Below are 22224 nucleotides of genomic sequence, written 5' to 3'. Positions count from 1 at the left end.
GGCATTCTGAAATCAAGTCAGTAGGAAATACCTTTCGCGGACTGGGCCGTGCTGCTGATGAATTTGTTGGCGGCATCGTTATTTGCCGACTGGATGGCATTGAGCGCGTTGGTCGCTGCGGTCTCACGTGCAGCGGCACCTTGCATTCTCGCCAGCGCGGCGTTGTTTCTGTCGTTTAGCTTGTTCTCCTCCTTGGTTGCGTTTAAAGCTTCGGTATTGCCGCCACCTGCAATCATGGCTTGCGTAGTGGCATTGGTCCCCAGGTTCTGAGCCCCCTGAGCAAAGGCACCGACACCGTTAATTGCGGCGTTGCCCATATGCAGAAACGGGTTGGTGGGTATTCCAGGAATAGGCATTTTTGTGCACCTTATGGTCGACACCAGCAACATTGCATGGTGATCATGGGTGGCATCAGATGGGGAAAAGGTTCCAGTTTTTTTACGAACTTGAGAGGGATCACACCAGCGCGTCTGCCACACTCAAACATCCAGCTCTTTCATGCGGTGATACAGCGTGCGGCGCGGAATATTCAGTTCCTCACTGACCGCATCGATGCTGTTGTTGTGACGTTTAAGTGCCGCCTGAATCAGCACTTTTTCGATGACTCGTAGCTGTGACTTCAAACCCGAGGACGACTCACCCTCCTCGCTCTGCTTGCCGCCGAGCAGCGGAAAACCAAGAACGAAGCGCTTGGCCGCAGACTTCAACTCGCGGATATTGCCTGGCCAGTCGTGATTGAGCAGAACATGACGCAGCATCGCACTGATCTCCGGCATCACTACTGCCGACTCTCGCGCCGAAGCAATGGCAAAGCGGCTGAACAGCGGAATGATCCGTGCTCGTTGAGTGCGCAGCGGCGCAAGCTTGAGAGTCAGCACATTGAGACGAAAATACAGATCACGACGAAACCGGCCCTGCTCCACTAACTCGTCCAGCGAGTGCTGGGCCGATGCAATTACACAGACATCCAGAGCAATCGGCGTCGTTGAACCCAGACGCTCAACGACCCGCGTCTCCAGCACCCGCAATAGCTTGGCCTGCAGACTCAAGGGCATGCTGTCGATTTCATCCAGATACAACGTGCCCCCCTGAGCCGCTTCGATATAACCGACCCGAGAACGATCAGCACCGGTGTATGCGCCGCTGACAACGCCAAATAACTCACTTTCGGCCAGCGATTCCGGAATCGCTGCGCAATTCACGGCGACCAGTCGCCTTTTGCGTCCTGACAAACTATGTATCCGGTTCGCAACCCTGTCCTTACCGGTGCCGGTTTCTCCCACTAGCAGCACATCAATGCCCAGTTGCGAAATACTCCGGGCAACGACCGTCAGATTTGGGACATGGCTATCGTCTTCCATTTGCTCATCAAAAAAATCGTACACACTCATCCACGACCTCTAGTGCTTTAGGGTTTCGAGACAGCAAGCGTTTCGGCGTTACAAAAACACCGCCCCCCCCAAGGCAAGTCAGGCCGTGCTCTTTCACGCGGTGATACAACGTGCGCAGGGAATTGCGAGCCCCCCCCCACACACCACGACCTCAAGACTGTGCTTGTGATGCTTCAGCGTATCTGCGATCAGCATTTTGTCGATCGCCCGTAATTGGGTTTTCAGACCGCCTTCGGCATCACAGACAAGCACTAGATCGTTGCCCTGTGATGGCAACCCAAGCACCAAGCGCTTGGCCGCCGATTTGAGTTCGCGGATGTTGCCAGGCCAGACGTGACTGAGCAGCAGCTGCTGCTGCACCAGCCCATTGTCCAGCACTGGCACCGCGCAATCTAAACCGCGGGCGATGGCCTGGGTGAACAGCTCGAACAGCGGCAGGATCTGTTCGCGACGCGTACGCAAGACAGGTATTTGAACCGTCAGCACTCTGCGGCGAAAAAAAGATCGCAACGAAACAACCCTGTTCCACGAGTCCATCCAGCGGGCGTTGTACTGAAGCGATGATCCGAAGATTTACGGGAGTGAACGCGGTGGAACCTAGTCGTTCGACTCCGCGGGTTTCCAGAATGCGCAGTAGCTTGGCTTGCAGACTTAGCGGCATACTGTCGATTTCGTCCAGATACAGCGTGCCCCCGCAAGCCGCTTCAATGGACCCCTCCCGTGATCGACCAACGCTGGTGTAAGCATCACTGACGCCCCCGAACAGCTGGCTTTCTGCCAACGATTCAGGAATGGCCGCGCAGTTCATGCCAATGAAAGCCCCTGCCCGACTGGAAAGATCATGGATGCGCTTGATCAGCGCGTCTTTCCCCGCCCCCCCCACACAAAAGCAAATCTATGCCAAAACCTGCCGTGTTCAGCGCAACCTGCTGCATATTTAGCGCCGTATATTCCCCCGAAGACGCATAGCTGCTCACATCGATTTTTTCTTTCATCGATACCTCTAGTACTCTATCGGGAAAGAATTGGCATGAGGTTGTGCGAAATCTGCATGATCACAATCTAAACCGATCGGTTCGATCAAGTCAAAATTATCATGAAATATTGGCAAAACTTGAATAAATTCCCATACGATTTTGATATAATATATCGTACCCATGGATTCATTTTCTTTACTAAATCTCTCGCTCAGTCAACTTTCGTGTCAAGGTCAATGTCCACTTCGATAACTTCCCCAAAGCCATCAAAAGCACAGCACGCCTTGTCAACAAGTGGGACGAATAAGGCCAGGATGGTCGTTTCGGGAGCGCGCGAAATTTTTCTGGCACATGGCTTCAGTGCAGCGACGACGGATATGATCCAGCGAGCTGCGGGCGTCTCGAAATCGACGGTCTACTCCTACTACCCGACAAAAGAAGCGCTCTTCGAAGCAGTCGTCGAGGCAGAATGCGAAAACTCCCTGCGGGCCGTTCGCGAGATCACTTTTTCAGAAGCTGGTATTAGCGAGGTCCTGACAGCACTAGCGCGAGCCTATATGGGGATTTTTCTTGCACCGGCCGGACTTGCATTGTTCCGGGTCATAATTGGCGAGGCCCCCCGGTTTCCTCAGTTGGCGAGGCGGTTCTATCTTGTAGGCCCGCATGCGATGAACGCGATTGTTGCGCGACATCTCGAGAAAGCAAGCCATGCAGGTGAGCTGGACGTAGCCTGCGTGGGCCTAGAAACAGCCGCTGCTACGTTTAACAATCTCGTACGCTCGGAAGCGCATATACAGTGCCTTACACACCCATTTTCACCCCCTTCAACAGCGCAGCAAGATCACTGGATCAATCTTGCCGTTCTGACATTCCTACGAGCCTTCGGTACAAAGGGACGCAGATAGTAAATAGCGGCTCTTTGTAGTGGTCTAATGAAACCGGACACCCATTTAGGCGAGAATGCTCGCCAGATCGAGGTGTCAGATGACCAAACAACGCCGTTCCTTTACTCCTGAATTCAAACGCGAGGCTGCCGACCTCGTGCTCAAGCAAAACTACAGCTACATCGAAGCCAGCCGTTCACTCGGCATTGGTGAGTCGGCATTGCGCCGCTGGGTTGACCAGATTCAGAAAGAACATAAAGGCATCACCCCGCAGAGCAAGGCGCTGACGCCGGAACAGCAAAAAATTCAGGAACTGGAGGCCCGGATCGCTCGGCTTGAGCGAGAGAAATCCATACTAAAAAAGGCTACCGCGCTCTTGATGTCGGAAGATCACGAGCGTTCGCGCTGATTGACCAGTTGAGCGTTCATGAGCCAGTTGATTGGCTGTGCAAGGTGTTTGCAGTGACTCGTTCGTGCTACTACGCCCAGCGTCTTAGGCGCCGCACGCCCGATGTTGAACGGCTTAGGTTGCGCAGCCGGGTGAGCGAGTTGTTCACGCAAAGTCGCAGTGCGGCGGGCAGCCGCAGCATCCTGTCGCTGATGCGTGAAGACGGTGAGCAGCTCGGTCGATTCAAAGTACGCAGCTTGATGCGCGAGCTTGATTTAGTCAGTAAACAACCCGGCTCACATGCCTACAAACGAGCGACAGTAGAAAGACTCGATATCCCGAATACCTTGAACCGTGAGTTTGATGTGCCAGCCCCGAATCAAGTCTGGTGCGGCGACATCACCTACATTTGGGCCCAGGGGAAATGGCATTACTTGGCGGTCGTGCTGGATCTTTGCACGCGCCGGGTGGTGGGCTGGGCGTTGTCGGAAAAGCCGGACGCTGAACTGGTGATCAAGGCCCTGGATATGGCCTACGAGCAGCGTGGCAGGCCTTCGGGTCTGCTGTTTCACTCGGATCAGGGGTCGCAATACGCAAGCCGGCTATTTCGTTAGCGATTGTGGCGTTATCGCATGCGCCAGAGCATGAGTCGCCGAGGAAATTGCTGGGACAACGCGCCAATGGAGCGCGTGTTCCGCAGCTTGAAAACGGAATGGATACCGACCACGGGCTACAGAACGGCTCAAGAAGCCCAGCGCGATATCAGCCACTTCTTGATGCATCGGTACAACTGGGTTCGACCCCATCAATTCAACGGTGGGCTGGCGCCAGCTCGGGCCGAAGAAAAACTTAACGTCGTGTCCGGGATTAGTTGACCACTACAACTTCCAGACACCGAAGTATGGAAGAGGAAAGGAACGGATAACCTATATCCCTTAGGTACTTTGACCAAGGCCTGTTCCGTTTCTACTCCATAGTCTTCCGGCAGCTCAATAGTGTGACAGGTAAGGAGATGTCGCCTCTGCTTAGTTGTTGTACGGAGTTTTAACGCAGCTCACCGTAGCGATCTAACTCGGATTGTGGCAGTACGCGTAGCTACTGTGGTCGGCCCGCTGGGCCGCATGGGGTTTATGGAATGAGGTTCAGTCTCGATACACGCTGCGGGGAGGCACTCCATACAAGTCCGCTATCGTGGCCACCTGGGCAGTTCGTTCCGGGCTTCTTTTTGGCGAGAGTTCAAGTTGTTGCCGTAATTGCAGCAACGAATCGACAGGGATGGAATTACGCCTGGTTTGAGTTCTGGTAACGGTGAATCAGTCTGCTGCCACACCAGCAACTGACGGTTACACCAACCACGCTGCTGGCCACCCCACGCATTGGGGAACGTCCAGAAGAGTTCGAACCACAGGATTCGTTACGAGATGGTCGATTCCAGCATTTACCTACTGTATTTGTGGCACCGCGAGGATCGATAGCTTGGCGGCACAGGAGTCCTAAATCAGCCATTTGTAAACAGCGTCAGCCTATCGCGATGAAATGCGAGCCGGATCGAAAGCTCACTTGCAGTTAATATGAGACCAAAAACAGGATAAATGGGAGCCAGACTATTTTCAACACGGGCCGCTACAGCCACCGGGCCAGCGACCTCAAGGTGACGGAGGCTATCGTGCAGTGGATGGAGCGGGCCGTAAACGCCTTGCGCAATCACTGCCAAGGTATGGACGACACGCTGTTGCAATATCTATCACCGCTAGGCTGGTTACACATCAACTTGACCGGCGACTAGCCGACGGCGCGACTTGACCGAACGGGCACTCACCGTCGAAGGTTGCTCATCAATAGGACATCAAGTGATCCACATCGACAGGCACTGACATGGAACCGATTGCGCGCGCGTACCACGTAGGTTAATCGTTTCCGGGACTTATCCTTCATGCCGCCTGTTTTTATCCCGCCATCGGGACCTATAAATCTTTCCCGCTCGATCCGCACAGCCTCGCTGACAGTTGCTATGTTATGTGCCGGATGTCAATCATTTGGCTATCCGCCGGACTCGAAGATCGAGCGCACGCCGCGTCTGGTGGCGGGGCTAAGTCGTAGCTCCGATGCCATTGCGCGTCCTTTGCCGGCGTACGACGGCAGCGATATCTGGGGACGGCTAGGGCGAGAGTTCAGTCTGGCGGATGACAACGGCATCAATGAGCGAATCCTGCGCCAGCGTGACTGGCTGCTGGGCAATCCTGCTTTCTTGCGCAACGCCAGTCAGCGAGCAAGTCCGTACCTGTATTTCATCGTCGAAAATCTGGTTCAGCGCGCCTTGCCGACAGAGCTTGCGTTACTGCCAATCATTGAAAGCGCCTACAACCCCAAAGCTACTTCGATCCGTGACGCTGCCGGTCTTTGGCAGTTCATGGCGGCCACGGGCCGGGATTTCAATCTACGCCAGACTGCCTGGTATGACGGTCGTCGCGACGTGGTGGCCTCAAGCAAGGCTGCCATGGATTACCTGAGACGACTTCATGATCAGTTCGGCGGCGACTGGTTACTTGCAATAGCAGCCTACAACGCAGGTGAGGGTACAGTGACCCGGGCGATTGTAGCGAACCAGCGACACGGTCTGCCGACTGATTACTGGCATTTGAGTCTGCCGCGAGAGACCCAGGACTACGTGCCACGCCTGTTGGCGCTGTCGTTGCTGGTGCGCGAGCCGACAAACTACGGCGTGCGCCTGAGTTCGGTGGCTAATACGCCTTATTTCACGGTGCTCGATCTGACCCGACCGGTGGATCTAGGGCAACTGGCGGCCGATGCAGGTATCGACGAAGCCGTGTTACTCGGCCTCAATCCAGCATTTCTGCGCAAAAAAACCATCGATGGCCCCGCGTATCTGCTCGTGCCCCGCGATCAGGCGCGGCAAGTGTCAGCCAGCCTCGAAAAAATTGGCAGCGACGTGGCACCCCTTCCTGCAGAACCGCTGGCGATCAACGCGCCGATGACGCCGGTCGTCAGTCCGACGCCGAAATCACGCGTTTTTTTTGGAAAAATCATGGTGCGGCCATGACTGCATCCGGGCGCGCAGCGCCAATACACTTCCGCCGAAGGCTCCGACGATCGACAACCGAGGCAGTACGGCTCAAGCGAGATATATCCAATTTACATAATCTAAAGCGAGCTTTTCAGATGACATGTGACTTGGCTAATACAATAAGATTTCTTACTCATTTAAACATTCCACGTCGCATCTTGTGGTGTGACACAACCTGTGTGACATCGCCGCCCCCCAATGCTACCCAATCTTCAATTGGATAATGATTGCAACAATGGCCATGAAGCTCATCCGTTTGCGAGCGTTTTTCACTTTAGAGCACGGCCGAGCTGCCATCTATGGCCCCCGAGAATATAGGGCTTTTCGAGTAAACCGAAAAACACGAGAGTTCCTGCACCCCACACTACTATTGGCTGCAAGCGCTAATTTCAAACCATCACTTTAATGCTTTACGCAAGCAATAATTGGTATAATAAACATAATCCATATTGGTATAAACAGGGTCATTTTGAAGAATTTTTCACGACACTCGGGAACTAAGGCTAAATACTATTGCCTTCGTAATGCTTGCCACTAATAACTCGCTTGCACCAATACTAGAGGTATCGATGAAAGAAAAAATCGATGTGAGCGGCTGTGCGTCTTCGGGGGAATATACGGCGCTAAATATGCAGCAGGTTGCGCTGAACACAGCAGGTTTGGGCATAGATTTGCTTTTGTGTGGGGAGACAGGGACAGGGAAAGACACGCTGGCCAAGCGCATCCATGATCTTTCCGGTCGGACAGGGTCTTTCATTGGTATGAACTGCGCGGCCATCCCGGAATCGTTGGCAGAAAGCCAGCTGTTCGGGGTCGTCAGTGGTGCTTACACCGGAGTTAGTCGATCACGGGAGGGATATATTGAAGCGGCCTGTGGGGGCACGCTGTATCTGGACGAAATCGACAGCATGCCGCTAAGTCTGCAAGCCAAGCTACTGCGTATTCTGGAAACCCGCGGAGTCGAACGACTAGGTTCCACCACGTTCACTCCCGTAAACCTTCGGATCATCGCTTCAGTACAACGCCCGCTGGATGAACTCGTGGAACAAGGGGTGTTTCGTCGTGATCTTTTTTTTCGTCTCAGCGTACTTACGATTCAAATACCAGCCTTGCGCACGCGTCGCGAACAGATCCTACCTTTGTTCGAGCAGTTCACCCAGGCTATCGCCCGCGATTTAGATTGCGCGGTGCCAGTGCTGGACAATGGGCTGGTGCAACTGCTGCTCAGTCACGCCTGGCCTGGCAACATCCGCGAACTCAAATCGGCGGCCAAGCGCTTGGTGCTTGGATTGCCATTGCTGGGCAACGATCCGGTGCCGGTCTGTGATGCCGAAGCAGGTCTGAAAACTCAGTTACGGGCGATCGAGAAAATGCTGATCGCGGATGCGCTGAAGCGTCACAAGCACAGTCTTGAGGCCGTGGTGCAGGAGCTTGCAATTTCCCGGCGCACGTTGTATCAACGCATGAAGGAGCTTGGCCTGACTTGCATTGGGGGGCGGCGTTATTGTAACGCCGAAACGCTTGCTGTCTCGAAACCTTAATCGCCCATTCATCAACTGGCAAATGAGAGTGTCATACGTTCAGGTGATTCATGAATTGAGCATTGAGGTCTGATTTTGGCAAAGAGTATATGAAAGTGCATTCATTGGCGATGGCTTCTTTACTGCTTCGAACACTCTAGACCACCCTGGTACCTGAGATTTCGATTTAGGCGTTACCATGGATGACCAGGCATTGGAATATGCTGTATTGACCTCATATGCTTGCAAAAAAGAGATGTTTCGCATCGACCGCCGTCTGCACGTTATAAACGACGATTACAACCTGTTTATCCGGCGCTTCGTTAAGCCGGGTTTCGATGACATGAATCGTTTTCTTGCAGTCGCGGTTATTGACCGCCTTTGAGTTTTCTGCCGTCGATTGCAACCAGGTTTTCTTCGAATTATCCCAACTGCTGACACATCACGGCGAACTATCGACAGCCGCCAAAATGGCTTTGCCGTTATCTTTTCTGAAGCCCGCGACAATCCTGAAGTCAGACATCAAACGACCGGTCAACCACATCAGTTCAATGTTGTACCGTGTCTCTCGCTCCATGCGCCAGGTGGATTGGATGCGATTGAGACAGCCATAAATGTAGATCTTCAGCAGGATCTCGGGATGGTAAGCAGGTTGGGCGGCACTTATTGGAATGACACCTTCAAAACCCAACTTGCCCGGGTCGAGTTCGTCGACAAAGACATCGCCTGCACGCACCGGGTTGGTATCGGTCATATGATCGTCGAGGCTCTCGGAGAGCAATGTACATTGACCCGATGTTCACCTTGGATGAAGCGCTTCATGGGCAATCCATACGATGAAATCCTCAGGGTATGAAGCGGAAGTGATTGGCGTAAGCTGACATAGGAGCCCGGTCAATGATTCGGTCCAGTGTCTCGGAAGGCTCATTACTTAGCTGGTAAGGTAAGACGTAAGCTGACCTGACGGCACGCACCGTCATTTACCGATAAGGATTTTCGGCGTCACGGACATGCCGACTCGCAGCTTCGCCGCCGCGGGCTGATCGGGATCGATGCGAATGCGTACAGGCAAGCGCTGGACGATCTTCGTGAAGTTGCCGGTGGCGTTGTGTGGCGCAACGGCGGAGTAGGTGACTCCGCTGGCCGGTCCCAGGCTGTCCACCGTTCCTTGCAGCGTCTCGCCCGGCAAGGCATCCACCTCGATATCCACGGCTTGACCCTTTTGTACGCGCGCCAGTTGCGTCTCCCTGTAGTTGGCCGTGACATAGACGGCATCGAGCGGAACAATCGCCAGCAAGGGTTTCCCTGCATTGACGAAGGCACCGATACGTACCGATTTCTGCCCGATCGTGCCGCCGATCGGCGCAGTGATGCGGGTATAGGAAAGTTTCAGCTCTGCGGTGGCTTGTGCGGCTTGCGCGTGGGCAAGAGCCGCCCTGGCTTTCTCCAGATCAGCTTTCAGGATATCCACTTGCTGCCGAGCGGCCTGTAAACCCGCCTGGCTCGTTTCCCCACGGGCCTGTTGAATGCTCAGTTGCGCTTCGGCCTGTTGCCGCGCTTGCACCGTTCCCGAGCCGTCGGTGGCCAGGTTGCGATAACGGGTCTGATTGAGGCTGGCCAGCTTGAGCGCAGCGTCGTCTGCGGCAACGGCCGCTTGGGCCTGGCGTATGGCGGTTTCCTGCTGAATCAGGTGAGCTTGCAGGCTGGCGATGCCGGCCCGGGCACTGGCGACCTCGGCCTTCGCTGCGTTCAGGGCCGCAACGAAATCACGGTCGTCAATGATCGCAAGCAGATCGCCTTTCTTGACCAGCTGGTTGTCTTCGACCATCACTGAGTCGACCGTTCCCGACACCTGCGGTGCAACCGTGGTGAAGTCGGCAAGGACGTAGGCATCGTCCGTGGACTGGGTCGATGAGCTGGATTCGAGGCGATTGAGATAGAGAACACCGCCGATCGCCACTGCAAGCAGTAGCACCGCACTGACGATCCTGGCTTTCTTTGGCAAGGCCATGATGAGTTATCCGTGTGAGGAAGATGAAGGAGAGGTAGAGGGTGAGGCCGCGCGCACGTCGGGTGCGGGGATGTAGGTCAGCCGCAGCACCAGAGGAATCAATACCAGCGCCAGAATGCCCAGCACGCGATAGGCGTCGGCGATCGACAGCACCTGCGACTGCTGGCCAATGATGCTCATCAGTTGGGACGGCTCAAACGCCAGGGCGTTGTCTGCCAGGGCCGCATGGTCCAGCAGCATTTCCCCATGGAAGCGACCGCGCACGGTCATCAGCTGTCCGACCACTGCCGCACCGGCCAGTGAACCGAAGGCGCGCAGGGTGTTGATGGTGCCGGACACATAAGGTCCTTCGGGGGGCTGCACGACGCTGGTGACCAGAAACAGCATCGATACCACCGCCATCGGCTGGCCGAACGCTTGCAGCGTTTGCACCACGACGAACTGCTCGCGGTTCCAGTCGGAGGTCAATTGCGCGCCGCAAAAGCATGCCAGTGCGATCAACAACAACCCCAACGTGAACACGATGCGCGCATCGACCCGCTTCTGATACAGCAGCAGCGCCACGACAGGCCCCAGGACCAGTTGCGGCAAGGCGACGATCAAACCGATCGATGCCATTTGCAGGGGCCGGTAGTTCTGCAAAGGGCCGAGATAACTGGCCGGCAAGAGTGAGCTGGACATCAGCACCACCAGCAGGCAGACGAACAGAATGCAGCCCAGCCCCAGATTGCGGCGGCCGAGAATCTGCAATTTGATGAACGGTGAGGGGTGATACCACTCGGTCAGCAGGTAGACGGCCAGCAGGGCCAGCCCGGCCACCAGCGATAAGGTGATCAAGGGCGAATGAAACCAGTCCAGCCGTACGCCTTGATCCAGTGCGACGGTGATCAAGCCGAGCGCGGGCACACCGCAGGCCATGCCGGACCAATTGGCCTGCCCAAAGCGTGGGATCTGGATGGGCTCTCGTGGCAATCCCCATCCGACCAACAATCCGGCGATGAGGGTCAGGGGAATGATCTGCCAGTACACCCAGCGCCAGTCGAACAGCCCATCCGTCCAGTACCCGGCCAGCCAGATCGAGAGATTGGGCGCGAAGGTCGCGGTCATCGCATACAGCGCCAGCCCATACAGCCGGATGGGCGCTGGCAGGAATTTCAGCGCCGCCATCATCAGCAGCGGGATCGTCGTGCCGCAGGCAATGCCTTGCACAAAGCGCAAGGTCAGCAGCAGGTTCAGATCGTGGATGAAGGGCAGGATCACCGCCAGCAGCGCACAACTGCCGAGCATCCACAGCTCGAAGCGCCGCAGCGAAAGGGTAATGGCAAACCACGCCGCAAAGGGCATGGCAATCAATTCCCCGGCGCTGTACGCGGTGGTCAGCCAGGAGGCATCGTCGAGGCCAAAACCGAGTGCACCGCGTACATCGGCCAACGCCAATGCGCCGACGCGGGTGTTCAAACCCGCCATCATGGCTGCGATGAAAATCCCGACGAGACCTGCCATTGGGCGTATCGAGGGTTTGGCCCCGGGCGTTGCGGTAGCAGGGACGTCCGCTGGCGACAATGCGATCCCGTTCATTGGTCGGCCTTCGAGGGTGCAGCGACCGGAGACGCGAGGGCAACCGATGGAGGTGCCGTTGAATGATCGATACCAGCCTGCGGGTCCCAACCGCCACCCAGCGACTTGTAGAGGTTGACCACGGTGAGCGTGGCGTTGGTCGCGCTGTCGTTGAGACTGGTTTGGCTGGCAAGCACATTGAGCTGCGCCGTCAGTACGCTCAGATAGTCCGTAGCGCCTTGCTGATAGCCACGTTCGGCAGACTGCAGTGCCTGCTTGTTCTGTTCATACGAATCCAGCAATTCAGCGTGCCGGCGTTGTTGGGCCGCCCAGGCATCCAGGGCGTTGTCCACTTCATGCCAGGCTCGCAATACCGTTTGCCGATAAGCCAGCGCGGCGGTTTTTTGCCGTGATTCGTTCAGGGCCAGGCGCTGCGTCAACCGTCCCCCTTGGAAGATCGGAAGGTAAACCGTCGGGCCGACGGAAAAGAAGCGCGAGTCCCAACTCGCGAGATCGCTGCTTTCAAAAGCTTCCACGCCGACTTTTCCTTTCAAGCCGATACGCGGGTAGAAATCAGCCTTGGCCACACCGATGGCGGCTGTCGCGGCATGCAGCTGGGCTTCGGCGCGCAGGATGTCGGGTCGCCGGTGAGCCAATTCCGAAGGGACGCCGACCGGTACGCGGGTCGGCAGCGAAGGCAAGGGCATGGCTTGACGCAGTTGCGCATCGAGTGTGCGTGGCTGTTCTCCCATTAACAACGCCAGAGCATTCATCAGGGCGTTGCGGCGCTGGGTCAGTTCGGGAACCAAGGCTTTGATCGTCGCCAATTGCGCGCGAGCGGACGAGGTTTCGAAGCGCGTCGCGACGCCGTTACGCTCGCGGCTTTCGGCCAGGCCGAGGGTGCGTTCGGCAATCCTCAGATTTTGCTGCGCAATGTCCAGTTGTGCCTGCGTTCCGCGCAACTGCAAATAGGTGCGCGCCACTTCGGCGGACAAAGCTACCCGTGCCGCTTCGCGGTCATACACCGTAGCTTCCAGGGTCGCTGCAGCACCTTCGCGCGTGCGCTGGGCACGGCCCCACAGGTCGAGCTCCCAACTGGCATCGAATCCAAGCTGCCAGAAGTTATCAGGGGCAGTAGGCGCTCCCAGGGCGGCGAACTTGCCATGTTCGCTAAGCCCCTCACGCGTGTAGCTGGCATTGGCCGCCACGCTGGGCAGCAACTGCGAGGAGGCGATGCCCAGTTGCGCCCGGCTTTGTTCAATGCGTTCGGAGGCTATGAGCAGATCAAGGTTGTCAGCCTGCGCACGTGATTGCAGCTCGGCGAGCACGGCGTCGTTGAACAACAACCACCACTGGGAGGGCACTGCGGCGTCGGAAGTCAGGGCGGCGCTTGAGTAGTCCTGTCTGGGCGCCAGCACCACTTCGCGAAGCTCGTTCTCAGGCTTCACGAAGTCGGGGCCGACCATGCAGCCGGCCAGCGAAACTGCGCCTAGGGTTGCGATTGCGCACTGCCGTAATTGTGAAAGCAGCCGTTGTGAGGTCATTGCAGCGTCCTGTCGAGGAAGGGATCGCCCCAGGCCGATATCGTTGAACGGATGATGTCGGCCGAGTAGGGCGTCACCGAGCACGCAGCTGGCCGCGTGTGCGGGCGGTGCTGTCAGTGCACCGGAGTAAAAATGGGCTTGCTCTTGTCCTTCAACAGGACGACCAGAAACTTGGCGGGTTTGGTGAGGCTGGCGTTGCGCCCGACCGTGTGGATGTCGTCCGGGCCTTCGTAGAAGGTCTGGCCCGGTGTCAGCGTGACGGATTCGCCACCGCGCACGCCCATCACAATCGAACCCTCCAGCACATAGATGAATCCGTGTGCATTGTGCCGATGCACGGGATCGCCTCCACCCGGTGGAAACTCCACTGTAATCATCACCGCTTCTTTGCCGGGATAGTCCGCCAGTGCTTTGGTCATCAGCGGTGTTACCTGCGCCGGTGGCAATGCCTCCTGTGCGCCGGCGGTGCCGGTGGCCAACAGCAGCCCTATGGCGAACGTTCTGAAAATGGACATGGCGTGTTCCTCGTTGTCGATCTGTCAGGGGTTAATGTCGGTCAGTCACTATGGCGAGGGGGCTTGTCGGATCGCCGCATCGCCCCGTTTGAGTGCGTAGCACTCACAAGATCTTTGGTGTGTCAGAGATTTTGGGTCTGCTTCGCAGCCCAACGGGGGCAAGCCTCCTCGCCACAGGTCACTCCCACACTGTGCGCGGTCAGGACAGGCCGGACTTGTCTACGCCGAATGCCTTGTCGTACGAGCCGGGCACGACCTGGAAGCCCACGTTGATGCGATTCCAGGCATTGATCGACATGATCAGGAAGGTCAGGTCCGATAGCTCTTTCTCGGACAGTTGTGTACGAACACGCTCATAGAGCTCATCAGGCACGCCATGGGCGGGAATCTGGGTGAGGATTTCGGTCCATGCCAAGGCCGCGCGTTCGCGTGGGCTGAACAGCGTTGACTCACGCCAGATGGCGACATGGTGGATCCTGAGCGGTCGCTCGCCATGGATCGTGGCTTCCTTCACGTGCATGTCCACGCAGAAGGCGCAGCCGTTGAGTTGCGATGCCCTGATATCCACGAGATCGCGCAGCGACTCCTCGATGGCGCATTGCTTGAAGGCAAGGCTGAACTCGACGAACTTCTTGAACAGCTCGGGGGATTGCTTCTGGTAATCGATGCGCTGGGTCATGGTGAATCCTCTGTGTGAGAAATACGTAGGTGGAGACTCGATGGCGTCCTGCCTGCCTGGCTAGCTGACTGGCGCGATCCTTAAGCCGATGTGCGGCTGAGCCAGTTCAGGAAGCGTGTCGGACCGATGTGCGCGTCGTCGCCCGCGACCAGGGATCGATCATTCAACTCATCGCCGAAGTAGCGTGCACGCACGTCGGCGATGACCTGCCGCTTGTCGTGGTGCGCGGCAAGAAACTTGCGCGCCAGTTCGTCGAGAGGGAAACGATCCGGTCCGCCCACCTCGACCATGCCATTGACCGGTACCCCGACCGCGAGATCGGCCAGCACCGCCGAGACGTCATCCGAGGCTATGGAGGTCGTCGAGGCTCACGGGAAGCAAGGTACCTTGGCCTCGATGCTCACCTTATAAAACGCTTCATGGGAGAACCCTGCGATGAAATCCTCAAAAATCATAGCAAGGGGTCGCGAAAGCGCTTCTTTTTACAACCTCGGGGCCAGCAGCAGCGAGTCAGATACGTCTAGAAAATCACGGCAAATTCAGACCTATCGTTCTGATCAACGATCATTCCCCCCCCCTAATGACTCTGCCATTCGAACCAAGTCAGCAAACGACTTTGCGTGCATTTTTTTCATTGCGTGGGCACGGTGAATTTTGACGGTGATTTCACTCAGGTTCATCTGTCCTGCGATTTGCTTGTTCATCAGACCTTTCACGGCAAGCGCCATAACCTCTCTTTCACGAGCTGTCAGCGATTGGTAGTTGGCATGCAGATATGAACGCTGTTGCTCGATTTCCCGGCGTCTAACATCGGCCTGAAGTGCGCCTGACACCGCGTCCAAAAGATCCTGTTCGCGGAACGGTTTCGCCAAAAAATCCACAGCACCGGCTTTCATCGCCCTGACGGACATCTGGATGTCTCCATGGCCGGTGATGAATATAATGGGGATATGCGCGTTTGATTCAACCAACTGCCTTTGGAAGTCCAAGCCGCTATTACCTTGAAGACGTACATCAAGTATTAAACAGCTGGCGCCCTCTGTCTTCGGCTGCCGAAGAAATTCAGCAGTGGACGCGAACGTCTCAACTCGTATCCCGGCAGAGCGTAAAAGATTCCCTAATGCATTACGTATGGAGACATCGTCGTCCACCACGTACACCATAGACCCTTGACTGCTCGGCTCATTGGATGAGGGATTACCGCTCATGTGCGATCCTCGGTGGTGATTTTGTAGAATAAAGTTTAACACAATTCGCATTGTGAGGCATGGCTGTGATTATCAGGGAGGCACTAGGCAATAAAGCATGATTCCAATGCCAAAATAAAAGAGAATAGATAACGCGGACAATGAAAGCACGCATTGACTTGAGCGCTGTAACTTATCCCAGTGATGCACCAACTGCAAAAATGCTCGCAGTTATTGGAAAAAATTCTGTATTGGCTCTCACCTATTCTTGAACACGCCCGACTGACGATTTCATTACTGGAGTATTCGCACTGCTCTTGATACATCCAGAGAGGCCTGCCATTGGCGAAGCTTTCAAGATCAGTCACTTCGATGGGACCCGGCCTGAATGAGCGGTTAAATCCAGAGTAGTGAGCAACGATTCCGCCCCCAAGATGTATTCCGTGATGTATATAAAACTTGCGGGGACTCACCAAGTGAGAGCCTATGGGCAAGCTGTCTGCCGCCCGCTCGACATTGACCAACTTCAATAAATCACTTGGCAATTTTCTGCTGCTGCGGGGGTCGCCAAACATGAGCACACCCAAGTAACCGGAAGCGCCTGCTGCTATTAGCGTCAAGCAGACAAGTGCCGCCAAACGAATCGATGAAAAACAATCAACTACCTTAACCACTAAGTTGTTCACGATAAAATCCTCCGCAACCCCTTAATATCTAATATATCGCCAGGAGCGCGGAGCTTCATTTGTACGTACGATTAATTTAAGTGACCATGAATATACCTTATCTAAACCTAAGTATTATTCAAGATGCCGAGGGAGCGTGAATTGAATGGTGGCGCCGCGGGACTGGTTGCCCCCTGCCCACATGCGGCCGCCATGCGCTTCAATGATCGAGCGACAGATAGATAAACCCATACCCAGGCCCGTAGGCTTGGTGGTGTAGAAAGAGACGAAAACCCGTTCGATACTTTCCGAGGCGAAACCCGGCCCCGAATCGCTTACACTCACAAGCACGCAGTCCGCATCGTCCAGCGCCGTGCTGATCTGCAACTGCCGCTCGCCTTCGCTCACCGCGCTCATGGCCTCGAGCGCATTCATGATCAGGTTGAGCAGCACCTGTTGCAGTTCGACACGGTCGCCTTCGATCAATGGCAAACCGTCGGTGAGTTGCGTCTCTATCGAAGCGCCACTTTTGGTGATCTGGCCTCGGCTGAACCCGATCATCTCGCTGATCGCTGCATTGATGTCCACCGGCCCCTTTTGTGGCGGCGTCTTGCGGATGTGCTGACGGATCCGACCCAACACGTCCGCTGCTCGATTGGCGTCAGTGATGAGGCAACCAAGTACCTGGCGGACTTCTTCGATCTCGGGCGGTTGGGCGTTCAGCCAGCGCTGCGCGGCATTGGCGTTGAGGATGGTTGCGGCAATCGGCTGGTTAACTTCATGAGCGATCGAGGCGACCAACTGGCCCATAGTCGCGACCCGGTTCGCGTGAGCCAATTCCGTTTGCACCTCGCGATAGCGTCGTTCGCTTTCGCGGATTTTTTCTTCGGCCTGCTTGCGCTCGGTCAGATCCACCACGAAAGCGACCCCTTCCCGGCTGCTGGCTTCGAACATGGCCAGACCGACAATGATCGGCAGGCGACTGCCATCTTTCTTGAAATATTCCTTCTCATAGGGTCGGGCGTACCCGGTCTGCACAGCCTGCTCCAGGGAACGTTCGCTGAGCTCAAGAAACTCCGGCGGCGTCAGGTCTCTCCAGCGCAGGCGGCGTGTGGCAAGATCCTCCCGCGCGTATCCGATCATGCGAAGAAAGGCATCATTGGCCTCGAGAATGTCACCGTCGGCATTCCAGAAGAGGATCCCGATGATGTTGGCGTCCACGAGGCGCCTGATCTTCGATTCGCGCTCTGCGACCTCGCGGTACAAACGGGCATTTTCCAAGGAGATGGCCGCTTGTGAGGCCACCAGTTTCAACACGGCAATCCGGGCCGGGCTGAACACACGGGCGGCCAGGTTGTTTTCGAGGTAGAGCGCGCCGACCAGCTTGGCTTGGTTCATCAACGGCAGGCAGAGAATCGAACGGGCGCGATGCTGACGGATATAAGGATCAGCGGCAAACGAGGTCTCGGCCCCGGCATCATCGAGAAAGACGCTCTCCCGGGTGCGCAGGACCTGGTAGAGAATCGACTCCGGCAGCAGCGCCGCACTCACCGGTACATCGCGCAATTGCGTTGAGTGGCCACCGGTGGTCACTTGCGCGGCAATTCGGTGTTCACCGCCATCCGACAGAATCAACAGGCCGCGTTCGGCACCAGCCTGTTCGATCGCCGTGCGCATGACCATATCGATCAGCTTTTCAAGAACGATTTCGCCCGACACGGCTTGGGACACCTTGAGTACAGTGGCCAGATCGAGGTGTTCGACCGATGTGGCCATCGTAGTCGTCGGGTCGAGCCTGGGCTCTTCGGTCCTCAATAACGGATACTTCGCCTCGAGATGGCGTACCTTGCCATCGGCACCCCAACGCAAGTAGCCATATCGGGCGTCCTGCAAATAGACGCGGGCGATCTTCCCGAGACCGCGCGCCGCGTAGAAGCGCGACGCAAGTTCGTTGGCCAGCGCTTGGATATGGACAAAACCGCTGTCCTGCGCAGTGTGAATGGCCTGCTCGTAAAGCAGCTCGGCGTCCATCACGCGCCCTTCGACGCGGGCGATTTCGGCGCCGACCAGCGCGGCACGGCTGGCGAAATTCTCCGGACACTGCTGTGCCCAGGTCTGGAGCCACCGGTGATCGGCCGCCATCGCGATCAAGTGTTGTCCATGCTCGTCCAACGGGACATCGGTGCAGCGCGCCGCCCGGGCCAGTGCGCTATAGAAGTGATATTCCGCTTCCTCAAAGAACGCCTGGCAAACCCAGAGTAATTGCTGCACCTTTTCGCCGGCTTCCAGAGCCGCGTCAGGATCGTCGGCCATGTAGCGGGCCTGTAATTTGCGGATCCAGTACAAACACTCAGCCAGTACCAGATCCGGGCTGCTGGACAAGTGGGTTTCCATGCCAAGCTCGTTTAACTCGCCATCGTCCAGGTGACCGAAGGTGGGCGTCAAACCTTGGAGCATCCGGATCAGCACCCGTTGCGTGACGATAAAGTCAATCACCAGCCCGAAGCGCACTTTCCTGGCGTAAGCCAGGCCCCGTTCGGATTCGCCTAGTACCTCGGGCAACGGCTCGCCAGCGAAGAGCAAATCGGCGGTGAGGTTGTTGCCCGCATAGGCACCATATGGCAGGTCGCCGATCCGATTCGCCGCAGCAAACGAACGGCGCAGCAGATCGCGGCATTGTCCCACTGGTTTCATCCAGCGCACGGCAAAACACGAAAAGCAAAGGTAGGTACTGGCCTCGAATCGCGTCAGACCACGTCGTTCAACGAGCTCGCAACCGAGCTGACCAAAGCGAAACCCCACCTGGTAGTCACCAAACCGACGACCGGCAACCCTGAATAAATTGGCGTAGAGCACACAGGAGGCATCACAGTTGCCCTGCTCAAGGCTCAGATTGACCGCTTTGCAGATCAACAGGTCCGCCAAGTTCGCTTCGCTCTGCAAGGCCGGGGCGAAGAGCTTGCTCAGCGCGTTGACCGTCACAAGGGACGTCGCGTCCTCCATCAACGGTAAATCGATGAGGTCCTCAATTGCGCGCCCCCCCAGTAAAGCCCCGATACGGTCGTACTCGTGGCGTACTTCATCATCGCTCGGATGGGCTGACCATTCGATACCCACATGCCGTAGGTAGGCGAGACAGACAGCAACCGCGCCGTCGCTGCGATCCTGGAGCAGGTAGACATCCATTTGCAGACACGCAACGCTGGCTCGCTCAATCACGGTCGTAGCGCGATTCGACAGCGCCGTTAGACGCTCATCCGCAACGGAGAGCTGTCCGTTCAGGAACTCGCATTCGGCCCGATTCAACTCCAGCGCGAAAATCAGTCCATGCCGACGCACCCAGCAGTCATCGTCCAACAACTGCGCCCCGGTGGTGAGATAGTTGAGCGCCGACGCATAGGCTGTCGATGCCTTGGCGCGCTGACCGGCCATCAGGTTAAACTCTGCCAACTGCTCCCGTTCGCCCGGATCGGTCAGCAGCGCGGCACCGCGATTGAGCTGACCAACAATTTCAAAAATCATTTCTTCCAGCTTTTCCGCGGGCGTCTGCACGGCGAGCAGCCGACCGATTCGCAAATGGGCTTCGGCGCGTAATTCCTTGGGAATCAGCGAATAGGTGGCTTCATGAATTCGGTCGTGAACAAACCGATAGGCGCCCTCCAGCCGCTCGACCAATTCCAGGCGAGTCGCCTCCCACAGCACCGTGCGGATCTGCGCCTTCGGCAGGTCCAGAACGGTTGAAAGCGACGAGATCCCGGCAACGTTACCCAAGCAGGCAAGCTGCTGCAGTGCCTGTTGCGTCTCAATCGGCAAGCGCGCCAGTTTGCCGACCATCAGGTCGACGATGTTGTCGGTGTAACCCTTGGCATGAATGCGATCCGGGTCCCAGGACCACTGCCGCGCGCCATGATCGAAGACCAGCAGCGTCTCGTCGGCGAGGGCTTGCAGGAACTGGATCACGAAAAACGGATTGCCCGCGGTTTTGTCCAGCACCAACTGCGCCAGGGGCTCGATGCGCTCCAGCTCTTCATGCAGCGCATCGGTGATCAACTGCTCAATGTGGGCCTTGGCCAGCGGCGCCAGGGTGATTTCGTCGATCCTGCCCCCCGCGTTACGAATGGCATGGAGTTTGCTAGTTAGCGGGTGCGTGTCATCCACCTCGTTACTGCGGTAGGCGCCTACCAGCATCAAGTGGCGCACATCCGAGTTGGTCAGCAGGTCTTCAAGCAGGTCGAGCGTTGCCGCATCGAGCCATTGCAGATCGTCGAGAAACAGCGCGAGCGGATGGTCTTCCCGGGCAAACACACCAATAAAGCGCCGGAACACCAGAAGGAAACGGTGTTGCGCCTGTTGCGGATCGAGGGGCGGCACCTGCGGCGGCTCGCCGATGATCAGCTTCAGTTCGGGAATGAGGTCGGTCATGAGCCGCGCATTCGCATCAAGCGCTTCTTGCAACGCGTCACGCCAGTGCGCCAGTTCCGTGTCGGACTTGCCCAGCAGCGTGTGCACCAGACTCTGAAAGGCCTGCACCAGCGTCGAATAAGGGATGTCGCGCCGGTATTGATCAAACTTCCCGGACGCGAAGAGCCCTCGCGGCGGCACCAGCACTTTGTGCAGCTCATTGACCACCGATGACTTGCCAATGCCGGAATAGCCGGTGACCAACACCAGTTCCGGTGCGCCGCTTCGAATGATCCGGTCGAACGCGGCGACCAGGGTCTCGACCTCTCGCTCGCGCCCATAGAGCTTCTCGGGAATCAGCAGCCGATCGGAGGTGCCGTGCTCGCCGAGTGCGAAGGCGTTGATGTGGCACAGTTGCTGCCAGTCTGTCAGGCAGCGCCGCAAATCATGCTCGACCGCCGCGGCCGTCTGATAGCGCTCCTCCGCCGTCTTGGCGAGCAATTTCATGACGATATCGGAGAGTGCTTCGGGGATGGTTTCGATCCGCTCGTTGGGTGGTAGCGGTTGTTTGGCGATATGGCAATGCACCCACTCGATCGGGTCCGAAGCCTTGAACGGCAGCGAGCCGGTCAGCATCTCGTACAGCGTGACGCCGAAGGAATAGAGGTCGCTGCGCGAATCGATCGAGCGATTCATCCTGCCAGTCTGCTCAGGTGCCATGTAGGCGAGCGTGCCGGCGATGGTCTCGGGCGCCTGCCGCTCGCGCGGCAGTCGCGATGCGAGGCCGAATCCTGTGAGCCGGGCCTGGCCGTCGGCGCAGTCCACCAGGATATGGCTGGGTTTGATGTCTTTATGGACGAACCCGCGCTGGTGCAGCTTGCCCAGTACCACCGCAATGCTGATCGCCAGACGCAAAAAAGTGGTGGTTTCCATGGGCGCCACCAGCAAATGCACCAGCGGCTCGCCGCCAGGATCCCCGAGCACCAGTTGCACCTGACCACCTTCGCGCACCATCTCAAGCGGTTGAACCGCCCACGTGCCATCCAGTTCGTCCTTCAGGCCAAACTCGTGAGCGAGTCGGCCAAGGCAGGCTGGGAGAGGTTGTTCCGCGGCGGGCCTTGCGACCAGCACATGGCTGTCGTTGCCGAAATCGGCGCGTTGCTCCCGACAGAAGATACGCTCACCGTCGTCCCATAATATCTGCGTGTTGTTATTCATCGGCGGGGGAACACTATGGAGTTTCTTATATGCCGCACTTTGCCGTCTGGCTGTCGTCCAATGTCACGCCGGAATTGCCGATGCCGCCACGAGGGCGGCTTCCGTGGCTACGGTTGGATGCCTAATGGTGATGATTTTCGGGTGGCTTCCAGAGCGGGCCGTGTTTTCGTCGAAAAGTTTACTCCCTACGGAAGTCTTTCGC

Annotated in this window: 13 protein-coding genes and 6 pseudogenes; 6 read left to right on the top strand and 13 right to left on the bottom strand. The window is 57.0% G+C overall.

Translation table 11 applies throughout. The annotated features are described in order from the left end of the window. Nucleotides 1–17 precede the first annotated feature (17 nt). The 3 genes and pseudogenes from PSH69_RS09475 to PSH69_RS09465 all read right to left on the bottom strand — a co-directional run. Entirely contained in the window at nucleotides 18–479 is a 462-nt protein-coding gene (locus PSH69_RS09475) for a hypothetical protein (RefSeq protein WP_305411758.1), read from the bottom strand. Beyond that, nucleotides 480–1391 (bottom strand): sigma 54-interacting transcriptional regulator, encoded by a 912-nt coding sequence (locus PSH69_RS09470; RefSeq protein ID WP_305411757.1) that lies wholly within the window; start codon nucleotides 1389–1391, stop codon nucleotides 480–482. 79 nt (nucleotides 1392–1470) lie between these two features. Continuing rightward, nucleotides 1471–2326, bottom strand: a pseudogene (locus PSH69_RS09465) (sigma-54-dependent transcriptional regulator); the annotation flags it as partial. 161 nt (nucleotides 2327–2487) lie between these two features. Between PSH69_RS09465 and PSH69_RS09460 the strand changes: the two are divergent. The 6 genes and pseudogenes from PSH69_RS09460 to PSH69_RS09440 all read left to right on the top strand — a co-directional run bounded on the left by PSH69_RS09460 (nucleotide 2488) and on the right by PSH69_RS09440 (nucleotide 8266). Further along, a complete protein-coding gene (locus PSH69_RS09460) occupies nucleotides 2488–3273 on the top strand; it encodes a TetR/AcrR family transcriptional regulator (protein WP_305411756.1) in 786 nt (261 codons plus the stop codon). Between the two features lie 79 nt (nucleotides 3274–3352). After that, a pseudogene (locus tag PSH69_RS09455) lies at nucleotides 3353–4515 on the top strand (IS3 family transposase). A gap of 455 nt (nucleotides 4516–4970) precedes the next feature. Further along, nucleotides 4971–5115: pseudogene (locus PSH69_RS30235) on the top strand (type II toxin-antitoxin system RelE/ParE family toxin); the annotation flags it as partial. Nucleotides 5116–5270: 155 nt separating this feature from the next. After that, nucleotides 5271–5423, top strand: a pseudogene (locus PSH69_RS09450) (Tn3 family transposase); the annotation flags it as partial. Nucleotides 5424–5573: 150 nt separating this feature from the next. Further along, nucleotides 5574–6656, top strand: a pseudogene (locus PSH69_RS09445) (transglycosylase SLT domain-containing protein); the annotation flags it as partial. Nucleotides 6657–7354: 698 nt separating this feature from the next. Next, nucleotides 7355–8266 (top strand): sigma 54-interacting transcriptional regulator, encoded by a 912-nt coding sequence (locus PSH69_RS09440; RefSeq protein ID WP_305412807.1) that lies wholly within the window; start codon nucleotides 7355–7357, stop codon nucleotides 8264–8266. 235 nt (nucleotides 8267–8501) lie between these two features. Here PSH69_RS09440 and PSH69_RS09435 read toward each other — a convergent pair. From PSH69_RS09435 to PSH69_RS09390, 10 genes and pseudogenes are all read right to left on the bottom strand, one after another. After that, nucleotides 8502–9067 (bottom strand): annotated as a pseudogene (locus PSH69_RS09435) (transposase); the annotation flags it as partial. 154 nt (nucleotides 9068–9221) lie between these two features. Beyond that, entirely contained in the window at nucleotides 9222–10256 is a 1035-nt protein-coding gene (locus PSH69_RS09430) for an HlyD family secretion protein (RefSeq protein WP_305411755.1), read from the bottom strand. Nucleotides 10257–10262: 6 nt separating this feature from the next. Further along, complete coding sequence (locus PSH69_RS09425) at nucleotides 10263–11759, bottom strand: MFS transporter (protein WP_305411754.1); 1497 nt, start codon at nucleotides 11757–11759, stop codon at nucleotides 10263–10265. 71 nt (nucleotides 11760–11830) lie between these two features. Beyond that, a complete protein-coding gene (locus PSH69_RS09420; protein ID WP_305411753.1) occupies nucleotides 11831–13357 on the bottom strand; it encodes an efflux transporter outer membrane subunit in 1527 nt (508 codons plus the stop codon). Between the two features lie 113 nt (nucleotides 13358–13470). Beyond that, on the bottom strand, nucleotides 13471–13872 hold the full coding sequence (locus PSH69_RS09415; protein ID WP_305411752.1) for a cupin domain-containing protein: 402 nt from the start codon (nucleotides 13870–13872) through the stop codon (nucleotides 13471–13473). A gap of 199 nt (nucleotides 13873–14071) precedes the next feature. Continuing rightward, a complete protein-coding gene (locus tag PSH69_RS09410; RefSeq protein ID WP_305411751.1) occupies nucleotides 14072–14551 on the bottom strand; it encodes a carboxymuconolactone decarboxylase family protein in 480 nt (159 codons plus the stop codon). Nucleotides 14552–14631: 80 nt separating this feature from the next. Further along, nucleotides 14632–14880, bottom strand: coding sequence for a hypothetical protein (locus PSH69_RS09405; RefSeq protein WP_305411750.1), 249 nt, complete (start codon nucleotides 14878–14880; stop codon nucleotides 14632–14634). Nucleotides 14881–15108: 228 nt separating this feature from the next. Then, a complete protein-coding gene (locus tag PSH69_RS09400) occupies nucleotides 15109–15759 on the bottom strand; it encodes a response regulator transcription factor (RefSeq protein ID WP_305411749.1) in 651 nt (216 codons plus the stop codon). Nucleotides 15760–15842: 83 nt separating this feature from the next. Then, nucleotides 15843–16424 (bottom strand): lecithin retinol acyltransferase family protein, encoded by a 582-nt coding sequence (locus tag PSH69_RS09395; RefSeq protein ID WP_305411748.1) that lies wholly within the window; start codon nucleotides 16422–16424, stop codon nucleotides 15843–15845. A gap of 114 nt (nucleotides 16425–16538) precedes the next feature. Then, on the bottom strand, nucleotides 16539–22022 hold the full coding sequence (locus tag PSH69_RS09390; protein ID WP_305411747.1) for a trifunctional serine/threonine-protein kinase/ATP-binding protein/sensor histidine kinase: 5484 nt from the start codon (nucleotides 22020–22022) through the stop codon (nucleotides 16539–16541). Nucleotides 22023–22224 lie beyond the last annotated feature (202 nt).

This window comes from Pseudomonas sp. FP1740, assembly GCF_030687165.1.
Taxonomy (GTDB): domain Bacteria; phylum Pseudomonadota; class Gammaproteobacteria; order Pseudomonadales; family Pseudomonadaceae; genus Aquipseudomonas.
The sequence above is the reverse complement of the archived record's forward strand: the minus strand, read 5'-3'. Positions and strand labels throughout refer to the sequence as shown.

Excerpts from the sequence above, each read along its gene's own strand:
- PSH69_RS09470 (WP_305411757.1), bottom strand. The coding sequence starts at position 1,391 with ATGAGTGTGTACGATTTTTTTGATGAGCAAATGGAAGACGATAGCCAT.
- PSH69_RS09460 (WP_305411756.1), top strand. The coding sequence starts at position 2,488 with ATGAAATATTGGCAAAACTTGAATAAATTCCCATACGATTTTGATATA.
- PSH69_RS09440 (WP_305412807.1), top strand. The coding sequence starts at position 7,355 with ATGCAGCAGGTTGCGCTGAACACAGCAGGTTTGGGCATAGATTTGCTT.
- PSH69_RS09430 (WP_305411755.1), bottom strand. The coding sequence starts at position 10,256 with ATGGCCTTGCCAAAGAAAGCCAGGATCGTCAGTGCGGTGCTACTGCTT.
- PSH69_RS09425 (WP_305411754.1), bottom strand. The coding sequence starts at position 11,759 with ATGGCAGGTCTCGTCGGGATTTTCATCGCAGCCATGATGGCGGGTTTG.
- PSH69_RS09420 (WP_305411753.1), bottom strand. The coding sequence starts at position 13,357 with ATGACCTCACAACGGCTGCTTTCACAATTACGGCAGTGCGCAATCGCA.
- PSH69_RS09415 (WP_305411752.1), bottom strand. The coding sequence starts at position 13,872 with ATGTCCATTTTCAGAACGTTCGCCATAGGGCTGCTGTTGGCCACCGGC.
- PSH69_RS09410 (WP_305411751.1), bottom strand. The coding sequence starts at position 14,551 with ATGACCCAGCGCATCGATTACCAGAAGCAATCCCCCGAGCTGTTCAAG.
- PSH69_RS09400 (WP_305411749.1), bottom strand. The coding sequence starts at position 15,759 with ATGAGCGGTAATCCCTCATCCAATGAGCCGAGCAGTCAAGGGTCTATG.
- PSH69_RS09390 (WP_305411747.1), bottom strand. The coding sequence starts at position 22,022 with ATGAATAACAACACGCAGATATTATGGGACGACGGTGAGCGTATCTTC.